Origin of the sequence: Citrobacter sp. Cpo065 (assembly GCF_030332805.1) — a bacterium.
Taxonomy (GTDB): Bacteria; Pseudomonadota; Gammaproteobacteria; order Enterobacterales; family Enterobacteriaceae; genus Citrobacter; species Citrobacter portucalensis.
On sequence record NZ_JAOWHC010000031.1, the window covers coordinates 468,396 to 479,675 of the forward strand.

Sequence of the window (11,280 nt, forward strand, 5' to 3'; positions counted from 1 at the left end):
ACAGGGCGTCGTTTTTTGCCGCGTGGCGTGTTTGATTTTGTGATTTATTTCAAAGACGTGGCGGGAATAGCATGAAAAGAGGGTAAAAGGCTTGTTGGCCGGATAGGGCGTTACGCCACCATCCGGCACTCAGAGGTTATGAGCGGTTTAATCCTGACGCAGTACGTTGTGACCATAGGCCAGCAGCGCATCGGTGACGTTGCGCATCATGCGGCTTTCCGGTGCAAAACGGTGCCAGTACAGCATCCGGCGCTGGAACAGGCCCGGTGTTAAGTCGATAAGCTCGCCGCTTTCCAGTTCTTTCTCAATCTGTAAGTGGGGGATCATGCAGCAGGTGGTTCCCTGGCGCGCCAGTTGAACGAAGGCTTCAGACGAGTTAACGATATGGCACGGCACGCTGCCTGGCGGCAGGTCGAAGTTTTGTTGCAGGAACGCCTGGTGCATATCATCAAGATGGTCAAACGCTACCGCCGGGGCTTTCAGCAGGGCAGAGCGGGTGACGCCGTTAGGGAAATAACGCTCGGCGAAAGGTTTCGAGCCAACAAACAGGTAGTCCAGCGCGCCGAGTTTATCCACCAGACAGCTTGGCAGCGCCTGATGTTGAATACTCACCGCACCGACCACTTCACCACGACGCAGACGTTCCTGAGTTCGGGTTTCATCCTCAACCTGCAGGTTCAGCCGAATCGGCGAATTTGCCAGTACCGGAGCCAGCGCCGGAAGCAACCAGGTCGCCAGACTGTCGGCGTTCACCGCCAGTGAGAGCAGCAGCGGCGTCGAGCCGGTTTGTTCATCACCCAGCCACTCGTCTTCCAGCAGTTCAACCTGACGCAAAAGCGCCAGTAGTTTCTGCCCCTGTTCGGTTGGGCGTGGTGGTACGGTACGCACCAGCAGCGGTTGTCCGAACATATTCTCAAGCTGTTTTATGCGCTGTGAAACCGCGGATTGCGTGATGCACAGCTTTTGCGCCGCGCGCTCAAATCCTCGTTCACGAATAACCGCATCCAGTGCTTGTAGTGTTCTGTAGTCCGGACGTTTCATTGCTTTGACGCACTCCTGAAAATTTTGCTTGTTCTGCACTATGACACAAATTTAGGTTGGGTAAAGACGAAATCCGCCGCTTGCGAGCGGGTGTGGGAACATTTTTCTGCACAATGTTCTATAATGCGCGTGAATTTTCCCACCATATTCACACCACAGGCGAAACGATCATGACGCAGGATGAACTGAAAAAAGCAGTAGGATGGGCGGCACTTCAGTATGTACAGCCCGGTACCATTGTGGGCGTAGGTACAGGTTCAACAGCCGCACACTTTATTGATGCGCTGGGCACAATGAAAGGTCAGATTGAAGGTGCGGTATCCAGTTCGGACGCTTCAACCGAAAAACTCAAAAGCCTCGGTATCCACGTGTTCGATCTTAACGAAGTGGACAGCCTCGGCGTATACGTTGACGGCGCGGATGAAATCAACGGCCACATGCAGATGATCAAGGGCGGCGGCGCAGCGTTGACCCGTGAAAAAATTATTGCTTCCGTGGCGAAGAAATTTATCTGCATTGCCGACGCGTCCAAAGAAGTCGATATTCTCGGTAACTTCCCGCTGCCGGTTGAAGTGATCCCAATGGCGCGCAGCGCTGTGGCTCGCCAGTTAGTGAAGCTGGGCGGTCGTCCTGAATACCGTCAGGGCGTAGTGACGGACAATGGTAACGTGATCCTTGATGTACACGGTCTGGAGATCCTCGATGCCATCGCGATGGAAAACGCCATCAATGCGATTCCGGGCGTGGTAACCGTCGGTCTGTTTGCCAACCGTGGTGCGGATGTCGCGCTGATCGGTACACCAGACGGCGTGAAAACTATCGTAAAATGATCTGACGGGAGTGTCTTCTCCCGTTAAAAAAATTTTGGCAGGGCAAATTTGGTGACTTGTGTCACGTTTATAATATTGTCCTGCCGATCTCTCCAAAGAAAAAGTTATCGCCAGTATTTTCCTCTGACATTTCTCTCTGAATGACATTTCTTCAGCACGGCGACGCAAACGTTCATATTGCCGCAATATTATTTTTTGATATGTTGAAGAGACGGATGAAAATCCCACACACAACACATCAGTTTGAACAAAAAAAGACAGGGTCGGGGAAATGGCAAAGGTATCACTGGAGAAAGATAAGATTAAATTTCTGCTGGTTGAAGGCGTGCATCAAAAAGCGCTCGAAAGCCTTCGTGCAGCAGGTTATACCAACATCGAGTTTCATAAAGGCGCTCTGGACACTGAACAACTGAAAGAGTCCATCCGTGATGCCCACTTCATTGGCCTGCGATCCCGTACCCATCTGACTGAAGATGTGATTGACGCCGCAGAGAAACTGGTCGCGATTGGCTGCTTCTGTATCGGCACCAACCAGGTTGATCTCAGCGCTGCGGCAAAGCGCGGTATCCCCGTGTTTAACGCACCATTCTCTAACACGCGTTCCGTTGCGGAACTGGTGATTGGCGAACTGCTGCTGCTGCTACGCGGCGTACCCGAAGCAAACGCCAAAGCACACCGCGGCGTGTGGAATAAACTGGCTACCGGCTCGTTTGAAGCGCGTGGCAAAAAACTGGGGATCATCGGCTATGGTCACATTGGTACTCAGCTAGGCATTCTGGCGGAATCGCTGGGGATGCACGTCTATTTCTATGATATTGAAAATAAACTCCCGCTCGGCAACGCCACGCAGGTGCAGCATCTTTCCGACCTGCTCAATATGAGCGACGTGGTCAGTTTGCACGTACCGGAAAATGCCTCCACCAAAAATCTGATGGGCGCGCGTGAGATTGCGTTGATGAAACCAGGCGCGCTGCTGATTAACGCCGCACGCGGTACAGTTGTTGATATTCCTGCGCTGTGCGACGCGTTAGCGACCAAGCACCTGGCAGGGGCAGCAATCGACGTATTCCCAACCGAGCCGGCAACCAACAGCGATCCTTTCACTTCGCCGCTGTGTGATTTCGACAACGTGATCCTGACGCCGCACATTGGTGGTTCAACGCTGGAAGCACAGGAAAACATCGGTCTGGAAGTGGCTGGGAAACTGACCAAGTATTCCGACAACGGCTCTACGCTGTCTGCTGTTAACTTCCCGGAAGTTTCGCTGCCGCTGCACGGCGGTCGTCGTCTGATGCACATTCACGAAAACCGTCCGGGCGTACTGACTGCGCTGAACCAGATTTTTGCCGAGCAGGGCGTCAACATTGCCGCGCAGTATCTGCAGACTTCCGCACAGGTAGGTTACGTGGTTATTGATATTGAAGCGGATGAAGATGTGGCAGAGAAAGCGTTGCTGGCGATGAAAGCCCTTCCGGGAACCATTCGCGCTCGTCTGCTGTACTGATTTCCTCTACATGGGCAGGCGATGACCTGCCCATCTTTCCTCTGATTTCCCGGCCTCAAAATCTCTTCCTGTCACGCATACATTCTGTTTTCGAGCCTTGCCGCAATTGGTAAAAAAGCTACCACTCCCAGATTTTGGACGGCGTCACCACCGCAGGCAGCGGGATATCCCATTCTTCGACAGGTAGCTTTTCCACTCGCTGACAATCGTGCGCGTAGCCTACGGGCTGGATCTTATGCTGCTGCCAGTTTTGAAGCGTCCGATCGTAAAATCCGCCGCCCATACCCAGGCGTTGCCCGACCTCATCAAACGCCACTAACGGCGTAATCAGTACATCCAGCTGTGAGAGCGGCAATACGTCACGTACATCAAGTCGTGGTTCCTGGATCTTTAAGCGATTGGTTACCAGGTCGCTGTGCGGATGATAATGCAGGAACAGCAGGTTGCCAGGGCTGAAGGGATGAAGAACCGGAAGATAGACGCGCTTGCCCGCTCGCCACAGCTGATCTATTAGCGGCTGGGTATCGAGTTCGCCATCGAACGAGAGGAATACCGCCACGGTATGAGCGAGTACAACAGGGGGAAAGCTGAGCATTCGGGTTGCGGCTTGCTGACCGTATTGTCGTTGCTGTTCGGAGGTAAGCGCGCGACGACGCTGCCGAATCAGTTGACGGATTTCTTGCCGGGATAAAGGGAGTTCAGAAAGTAATGTCATGGCTGTTGCCAGGTAGAAGGGAATCTCCGAGATGCCGCCGCAGGCTGTAACCCTTGAACCCTTGGTTCAAGGTGAATGCGTCGTCACAGTTTTAAGGCTTCTCGGACGGGCCGAGCATGCTCACCAACCGTGGAGCGCCACATTCTTGTGGTATGAAATATCGGCTCAGGGGACTGGCCCGCTTGCAAACATCTCAGAGAAATTTTGTCTTCACGGTCACTCTACCACAGTAAACCGAAAAGTGTTATTCAAAGTTTTGGCCCGTTTTTTCGGTTATGCGACCCTGATCAAGCAACGCCTGTTCGATGGTCTGTTGTAGCATCCGAATACGTTGTTCCATGCTCGCCGCGTACTCACGCGTCTTCGCTTTTTCCTGAGTTAATTCATAGCTGATGTTCAACGCGGCGATGAAAACCAACTGCTCAGTATTTGTGACTCTAGTGCGAACTTTCAGATCTTGCAATCGCTGATTGAGATCGTCCGCAGCCTGATTCAACGCATCCCTTTGTTCAGGCGGGCAATTCACTCGCAGTGAACGGCCAAATATTTGGATATCGACGGGTTGTGCAGACATGCCACCTTCCTGCTGATTGACTGCGCTGCCTTCGTCTCCAGACCGTGGGTCCGCGAAGGGGCGACACTATAGCTACCCTGGTATCAAGATACAAGCCCTTTTCTGGTCCACCAGGGTCCAAAGTGGTAGCATACCATGAATATTCCTCCCTTTGATGACGAATGCTTATGTCTATACAGAACGAAATGCCTGGTTACAACGAAGTTAGCCAGTTTTTGAACCAACAAGGGGCTGGATTAACCCCGGCCGAAATGCACGGCTTGATAAGCGGAATGATTTGCGGCGGAAACAACGACAGCTCATGGCAGCCGCTGCTGCACGACCTGACGAACGAAGGTCTGGCCTTTGGTCACGAGCTGGCTCAGGCGCTGCTGAAAATGCACTCTGCCACCAGTGATGCCCTCGAAGACGACGGCTTCCTTTTTCAGCTTTATCTGCCTGAAGGGGATGACGTCAGCGTGTTCGATCGCGCCGATGCGCTGGCGGGATGGGTAAACCACTTTTTACTGGGCCTTGGCGTCACGCAGCCGAAGCTCGACAAAGTGACCGGCGAAACCGGGGAAGCGATTGACGACCTGCGCAATATCGCTCAGTTGGGATATGACGAAGACGAAGATCAGGAAGAGCTGGAAATGTCGCTCGAAGAGATCATCGAATACGTGCGCGTAGCCGCCTTGCTGTGCCATGACACGTTTACGCGTCAGCAGCCGACCGCGCCGGAAGTCCGTAAACCGACTCTGCACTAAGAACGAAACGCAAAGGAGAGTGTGATGAGCGAGATATCTCAGCAAGAATTCCAGCGTCGTCGCCAGGCTTTACTGGCACAAATGCAGCCCGGCAGCGCCGCGCTGATTTTTGCCGCACCGGAAGCGACGCGTAGTGCGGACAGTGAATACCCTTACCGCCAAAGCAGTGATTTCTGGTACTTCACCGGTTTTAACGAACCTGAAGCCGTGCTGGTGCTGATTAAAAGTGATGACACTCATAACCACAGCGTTTTGTTCAATCGGGTTCGCGATCTGACGGCGGAGATCTGGTTTGGCCGCCGTCTGGGCCAGGATGCTGCCCCGGCAAAACTTGGCGTTGACCGGGCGCTGGCCTTCAGTGAAATCAATCAACAGCTGTATTTGCTGCTCAATGGTCTGGACGCGGTATACCACGCTCAGGGCGAGTATGCCTGGGCCGACGAGATTGTGTGCACGGCGCTGGATAAACTGCGCAAAGGCTCCAGACTAAATCTGCACGCGCCTGCCGCGATTATCGACTGGCGTCCGATGGTGCATGAAATGCGCCTGTTCAAATCACCGGAAGAAATTGCGGTCATGCGTCGTGCCGGAGAAATCACCGCACTGGCGCATACCCGCGCGATGGAAAAATGCCGTCCGGGAATGTTTGAATACCAGTTAGAAGGGGAGATTCACCATGAATTTACCCGTCATGGCGCGCGTTATCCGTCCTATAACACGATTGTCGGCAGCGGTGAAAACGGCTGTATTCTGCATTACACCGAAAATGAAAGTGAAATGCGCGATGGCGATCTGGTGCTGATTGACGCTGGCTGTGAATACAAAGGCTATGCGGGCGACATTACGCGGACCTTCCCGGTAAACGGTAAATTTACCCCAGCACAGCGTGAAATCTACGATATCGTACTGGAATCCTTAGAGACCAGCCTGCGTCTGTATCGTCCCGGAACGTCCATTCAGGAAGTCACTGGCGAAGTGGTGCGCATCATGATTACGGGCCTGGTGAAGCTTGGCATTCTGCACGGTGATGTCGATCAGTTGATTACCGAAAATGCGCACCGCCCATTCTTTATGCATGGTCTAAGTCACTGGCTGGGTCTGGATGTGCACGACGTCGGCGTTTATGGTCAGGACCGCTCACGTATTCTTGAGCCGGGAATGGTACTCACCGTCGAACCGGGACTGTATATCGCGCCGGATGCCGATGTACCACCAGCCTATCGTGGTATCGGTATTCGTATTGAGGATGACATCCTCATCACCGAGGACGGCAATGAAAACCTGACCGTCAGCGTAGTGAAGAAAGCCGATGACATTGAAGCTTTAATGGCTGCGGCGCGACTGCAATGAGCGTGATTATCGTTGGTGGTGGTATGGTCGGTGCGACGCTGGCGCTGGCCATTTCCCAGCTCAGTCATGGGACGCTGCCAGTTCATCTGATAGAAGCGAGCGAACCTGAAACTGACCGTCATCCTGGGTTTGACGCCCGGGCGATCGCGCTGGCGGCAGGTACCTGCCAACAGCTGGCGCGAATTGGCGTATGGCAGGCGATTGCCGATTGCGCAACGGCCATTAAAACGGTTCACGTCAGCGATCGCGGCCATGCTGGATTTGTGACGCTGGATGCGCAGGAATACCGTATTCCGGCTCTGGGTCAGGTGGTAGAACTGCACGACGTCGGGCTGCGTCTGTTTGCGCTGCTGCGCAAAGCACCTGGCGTCACATTGCACTGCCCCGACCGCGTAGCCAGCGTGTCGCGCACGCAGGAGCGCGTTGAAGTGACGCTGGAGAATGGCGAGATGATTACCGGTCGCCTGCTGGTGGCTGCTGACGGCACGCGTTCCGCACTGGCGACTGCCTGCGGTGTTGACTGGCTGCAACAGCCTTATGAGCAACTGGCGGTGATTGCCAACGTCACGACCTCTGTACCGCACGACGGGCGAGCGTTTGAACGCTTCACGCAATATGGTCCGCTGGCAATGCTGCCAATGTCTGACGGTCGCTGCTCGCTGGTGTGGTGCCATCCGCTGGAGCAGCGTGATGAGATCATGGCCTGGTCCGACGAACAGTTTTGCCGTGAACTGCAAACCGCTTTTGGCTGGCGACTGGGACGTATTACCCAGGCTGGTAAACGCAGCGCTTATCCGCTTTCGTTAACTACGGCGCTGAAAGCGATTACCCATCGTACCGTGCTGGTAGGGAACGCCGCCCAGACGCTGCATCCCATTGCCGGGCAAGGTTTCAACCTTGGCCTGCGCGATGTAATGAGCCTTGCTGAGACGTTGACGCAGGCGCAGAACGGCGCGGAAGATGTGGGTGATTATGCGGTGCTGGCACGCTATCAGCAGCGCCGCGAGCGCGATCGCGAGACGACGATTGGTGTGACCAACAATTTAGTGTATTTGTTTGCCAATCACTGGGCCCCGCTGGTTGTTGGGCGCAATGTCGGGTTGATGGCGATGGAATTATTCACCCCTGCGCGCGATGCGCTGGCGGAGCGGACCCTGGGTTGGGTTGCACGATAAATATGACCTGTAGGCCGGATAAGGCAACGCCGACATCCGGCAAGGGTCCCCGCAAAAATGCCTGATGGCACTGCGCTTATCAGGCCTACGGATTACAGGTTTCGAGGTATAAACAGTGCAAAGTGTTGATGTAGCAATTGTTGGTGGCGGCATGGTGGGACTGGCGGTTGCCTGCGGCCTGCAGGGCAGTGGGTTGCGCGTTGCTGTATTAGAACAACATGTTCCGCAGCCGTTGGCGGCGGATGCACCTCCTCAGCTTCGCGTTTCGGCCATTAATGCAGCCAGCGAAAAACTGCTTACCCGTCTTGGCGTCTGGTCCGACATTGTTGCTCGTCGCGCTTGCTGCTACCACGGCATGGAAGTCTGGGACAAAGACAGCTTTGGACGTATTGAATTTGATGACCAGAGCATGGGCTACAGCCATTTGGGTCACATCGTTGAAAACTCAGAAATCCATTATGCGCTGTGGCAAAAGGCTCAGCGTTCAGCGGATATTACGCTGATGGCGCCAGCTGAAATACAGCAGGTGGCCTGGGGCGAGAACGAGGCATTTCTGAGCCTCAAAGATGGTGCAATGCTGACGGCGCGTCTGGTCGTCGGTGCCGATGGTGCTAATTCCTGGCTGCGCAATAAAGCGGACATTCCGCTCACCTTCTGGGACTACCGTCATCATGCGCTGGTGGCGACTATCCGCACGCAGGAAGCTCACGGTGCGGTTGCGCGTCAGGCGTTTCATGGTGAGGGGATCCTGGCATTCCTGCCACTCAGCGATCCACACCTGTGTTCTATTGTCTGGTCGCTCTCGCCGCAGGAAGCAGAACGTATGCAGCAGGCAAGCGTTGACGAGTTTAATCAGGCGCTGAATATCGCCTTTGATAATCGTCTGGGGCTGTGCAGCCTTGAAAGCGAACGTCAGGCGTTTCCGCTGACGGGACGTTATGCTCGCCAGTTCGCGGCCCATCGTCTGGCGCTGGTGGGGGATGCGGCGCATACCATCCACCCGCTGGCGGGTCAGGGGGTTAACCTTGGCTTTATGGATGCGGCGGAACTGATCGATGAGCTTAAGCGGCTACAGCGTCAGGGCAAAGATATTGGGCAGTATCTCTATTTACGCCGCTACGAGCGCAGCCGTAAGCACAGCGCAGCGCTGATGCTGGCGGGGATGCAGGGTTTCCGTGAACTGTTTGCAGGCGAGAATCCGGCGAAAAAACTGCTACGCGATATTGGGCTGAAACTGGCCGATACCCTCCCGGGTGTAAAACCACAACTCATCCGTCAGGCGATGGGACTGAACGATCTTCCCGAGTGGTTACGTTAGTGTCCGTAAGGACAATCTTAAGAGTTTGAGACCCGTCACACTTTCCTCTCCCGGCCTTCGCGCCGGGGTGCTTCTCTCATTTGAAATAATCTAATTCCACGCCTTTTTTCGCATTAGTTTTTCTAATATTACGTTTTTTTCATAACGCCATTTTTGACATTTTTTCCACATTTAATGTGGGTTGGTGCTGTGATTTTACGCTTACCTTTGTTTGTTGTTCTGATTAATTGCTATTTGTATGGAGTTTTATTCTGTTGGTGATCTGGCTGTTTTTCGCCATAAGCTAATGTGATGGTTAATTTTGACTTATGGTTTAGCGTCTGTTTCGGTGGTAAGTTCAGGACAAAGAGAACGTTTGCGTCGTAGCCCCTGGAGCGGCTGCGGTGCTGGGTTTCGTGGCGAAAATTTCACCGCGAAAGAGTTGGTAGCCCCGCTTATTCAACGAGGAAAAGATGGCTCAACAGACTCCTTTGTACGAACAACACACGCTATGTGGCGCGCGCATGGTCGATTTCCATGGCTGGATGATGCCACTGCATTACGGTTCTCAGCTCGATGAACACCATGCTGTTCGCACCGACGCCGGAATGTTTGATGTGTCGCATATGACCATCGTCGACCTGCGCGGTAGCCGCACCCGGGAGTTCTTGCGTTATCTGCTGGCAAATGACGTCGCGAAGCTAACGAAATCGGGTAAAGCCCTCTACTCCGGGATGCTCAACGCTTCGGGCGGCGTGATAGATGACCTGATTGTCTACTACTTCACTGAAGATTTCTTCCGCCTCGTTGTAAACTCCGCCACCCGCGAAAAAGACCTCTCCTGGATTACCCAACACGCTGAACCTTACGCCATAGACATCACCGTTCGTGACGACCTGTCGCTGATTGCGGTGCAGGGGCCAAATGCGCAGGAAAAAGCAGCTACGTTGTTTACTGACGAGCAGCGCCATGCGGTTGAAGGCATGAAGCCGTTTTTCGGCGTTCAGGCAGGTGATTTGTTTATCGCAACCACCGGTTATACCGGCGAAGCAGGCTATGAAATCGCCATGCCGAATGAAAAAGCGGCTGATTTCTGGCGTGCGCTGGTACAAGCAGGCGTCAAACCTTGTGGTCTCGGCGCGCGCGACACCCTGCGTCTGGAAGCGGGTATGAACCTGTATGGCCAGGAGATGGACGAAGGTATTTCTCCGCTGGCGGCCAACATGGGCTGGACCATCGCGTGGGAACCGGCTGACCGCGACTTTATTGGTCGTGAAGCGCTGGAAATGCAGCGTGAAAAAGGCCACGAACAGCTGGTCGGGCTGGTGATGACTGAGAAGGGCGTGCTGCGTAATGAACTGCCAGTGCGTTTCACCGATGCTTCTGGCAACCAGCATGAAGGCATTATCACCAGTGGCACATTCTCCCCAACCCTGGGTTACAGCATCGCGTTGGCGCGCGTGCCTGCGGGTATCGGTGAGACTGCGATCGTACAGATCCGTAACCGTGAAATGCCGGTAAAAGTGACTAAACCTGTTTTTGTGCGTAACGGCAAAGCCGTCGCGTAATTCATCCTTTTTTGGAGATTGATTGATGAGCAACGTACCTGCAGAACTGAAATACAGCAAAGAACACGAATGGCTGCGCAAAGAAGCTGACGGCTCTTACACCGTTGGTATCACCGAACACGCTCAGGAGCTGTTAGGTGACATGGTTTTCGTTGACCTGCCAGAAGTTGGCGCCACCGTCAGCGCGGGCGATGATTGCGCCGTTGCGGAGTCCGTAAAAGCGGCATCCGATATCTATGCGCCAGTAGGCGGTGAGATTGTTGCGGTTAACGATGCGCTCAGCGACTCCCCGGAACTGGTCAACAGCGAACCGTATGCGGGCGGCTGGATTTTCAAAATCAAAGCCAGCGATGAAAGCGAAATTGAATCGCTGTTGGATGCCACTGCGTACGAGGCATTACTGGAAGACGAATAAGATTGTGCCGGATGGCACTGCGTTTATCCGGCCTACGGTTTTATGTAGGCCCGGTAAGCGTCAGC

11 protein-coding genes and 1 other RNA gene are annotated in these 11,280 nt (G+C 54.1%); 8 read left to right on the forward strand and 4 right to left on the reverse strand.

Annotated elements, in window-relative coordinates:
* Window positions 1–147: 147 nt before the first annotated feature.
* Window positions 148–1,041, reverse strand: coding sequence for a DNA-binding transcriptional regulator ArgP (gene argP, locus OGY68_RS13335; protein ID WP_003825477.1), 894 nt, complete (start codon window positions 1,039–1,041; stop codon window positions 148–150).
* 170 nt (window positions 1,042–1,211) lie between these two features.
* Here argP and rpiA point away from each other — a divergent pair, with 170 nt between their 5' ends.
* Together rpiA and serA are read left to right on the forward strand one after the other, a co-directional pair.
* Entirely contained in the window at window positions 1,212–1,871 is a 660-nt protein-coding gene (rpiA, locus tag OGY68_RS13340) for a ribose-5-phosphate isomerase RpiA (RefSeq protein ID WP_003825479.1), read from the forward strand.
* A gap of 271 nt (window positions 1,872–2,142) precedes the next feature.
* On the forward strand, window positions 2,143–3,375 hold the full coding sequence (gene serA, locus OGY68_RS13345) for a phosphoglycerate dehydrogenase (RefSeq protein ID WP_003825480.1): 1,233 nt from the start codon (window positions 2,143–2,145) through the stop codon (window positions 3,373–3,375).
* A 118-nt stretch (window positions 3,376–3,493) separates the two neighbouring features.
* On the opposite strand, the gene OGY68_RS13350 is transcribed toward serA, so the two are convergent.
* The 3 genes from OGY68_RS13350 to zapA form a co-directional block, all read right to left on the reverse strand.
* The gene (locus OGY68_RS13350; protein ID WP_008785752.1) at window positions 3,494–4,090 is read right to left on the reverse strand and encodes a 5-formyltetrahydrofolate cyclo-ligase; all 597 of its coding nucleotides are present in this window, start codon (window positions 4,088–4,090) and stop codon (window positions 3,494–3,496) included.
* A gap of 19 nt (window positions 4,091–4,109) precedes the next feature.
* Window positions 4,110–4,293, reverse strand: a non-coding RNA gene (gene ssrS / locus OGY68_RS13355) — 6S RNA.
* Between the two features lie 41 nt (window positions 4,294–4,334).
* Window positions 4,335–4,664, reverse strand: coding sequence for a cell division protein ZapA (gene zapA / locus OGY68_RS13360; RefSeq protein WP_003026980.1), 330 nt, complete (start codon window positions 4,662–4,664; stop codon window positions 4,335–4,337).
* A 167-nt stretch (window positions 4,665–4,831) separates the two neighbouring features.
* Between zapA and OGY68_RS13365 the strand changes: the two genes are divergently transcribed.
* The 6 genes from OGY68_RS13365 to gcvH all read left to right on the forward strand — a co-directional run bounded on the left by OGY68_RS13365 (window position 4,832) and on the right by gcvH (window position 11,215).
* Window positions 4,832–5,410, forward strand: a complete 579-nt coding sequence (locus OGY68_RS13365) for a YecA/YgfB family protein (RefSeq protein ID WP_003026978.1) — start codon at window positions 4,832–4,834, stop codon at window positions 5,408–5,410.
* 24 nt (window positions 5,411–5,434) lie between these two features.
* On the forward strand, window positions 5,435–6,760 hold the full coding sequence (gene pepP, locus OGY68_RS13370; protein WP_286617098.1) for a Xaa-Pro aminopeptidase: 1,326 nt from the start codon (window positions 5,435–5,437) through the stop codon (window positions 6,758–6,760).
* A complete protein-coding gene (gene ubiH, locus OGY68_RS13375) occupies window positions 6,757–7,935 on the forward strand; it encodes a 2-octaprenyl-6-methoxyphenyl hydroxylase (RefSeq protein ID WP_032944902.1) in 1,179 nt (392 codons plus the stop codon). Before pepP ends, ubiH begins: the two co-directional genes overlap by 4 nt.
* A 115-nt stretch (window positions 7,936–8,050) precedes the next feature.
* A complete protein-coding gene (gene ubiI / locus OGY68_RS13380; protein WP_008785748.1) occupies window positions 8,051–9,253 on the forward strand; it encodes an FAD-dependent 2-octaprenylphenol hydroxylase in 1,203 nt (400 codons plus the stop codon).
* 452 nt (window positions 9,254–9,705) lie between these two features.
* On the forward strand, window positions 9,706–10,800 hold the full coding sequence (gene gcvT, locus OGY68_RS13385; protein WP_057067556.1) for a glycine cleavage system aminomethyltransferase GcvT: 1,095 nt from the start codon (window positions 9,706–9,708) through the stop codon (window positions 10,798–10,800).
* A 25-nt stretch (window positions 10,801–10,825) separates the two neighbouring features.
* Complete coding sequence (gene gcvH / locus OGY68_RS13390) at window positions 10,826–11,215, forward strand: glycine cleavage system protein GcvH (protein ID WP_003026965.1); 390 nt, start codon at window positions 10,826–10,828, stop codon at window positions 11,213–11,215.
* Window positions 11,216–11,280: the final 65 nt, after the last annotated feature.

What these genes read in the sequence shown, in the direction of transcription:
- gcvH (WP_003026965.1), top strand. Translation starts at nt 10,826, where the DNA reads ATGAGCAACGTACCTGCAGAACTGAAATACAGCAAAGAACACGAATGG.
- argP (WP_003825477.1), bottom strand. Translation starts at nt 1,041, where the DNA reads ATGAAACGTCCGGACTACAGAACACTACAAGCACTGGATGCGGTTATT.
- ubiH (WP_032944902.1), top strand. Translation starts at nt 6,757, where the DNA reads ATGAGCGTGATTATCGTTGGTGGTGGTATGGTCGGTGCGACGCTGGCG.
- zapA (WP_003026980.1), bottom strand. Translation starts at nt 4,664, where the DNA reads ATGTCTGCACAACCCGTCGATATCCAAATATTTGGCCGTTCACTGCGA.
- pepP (WP_286617098.1), top strand. Translation starts at nt 5,435, where the DNA reads ATGAGCGAGATATCTCAGCAAGAATTCCAGCGTCGTCGCCAGGCTTTA.
- serA (WP_003825480.1), top strand. Translation starts at nt 2,143, where the DNA reads ATGGCAAAGGTATCACTGGAGAAAGATAAGATTAAATTTCTGCTGGTT.
- gcvT (WP_057067556.1), top strand. Translation starts at nt 9,706, where the DNA reads ATGGCTCAACAGACTCCTTTGTACGAACAACACACGCTATGTGGCGCG.
- OGY68_RS13350 (WP_008785752.1), bottom strand. Translation starts at nt 4,090, where the DNA reads ATGACATTACTTTCTGAACTCCCTTTATCCCGGCAAGAAATCCGTCAA.
- rpiA (WP_003825479.1), top strand. Translation starts at nt 1,212, where the DNA reads ATGACGCAGGATGAACTGAAAAAAGCAGTAGGATGGGCGGCACTTCAG.
- OGY68_RS13365 (WP_003026978.1), top strand. Translation starts at nt 4,832, where the DNA reads ATGTCTATACAGAACGAAATGCCTGGTTACAACGAAGTTAGCCAGTTT.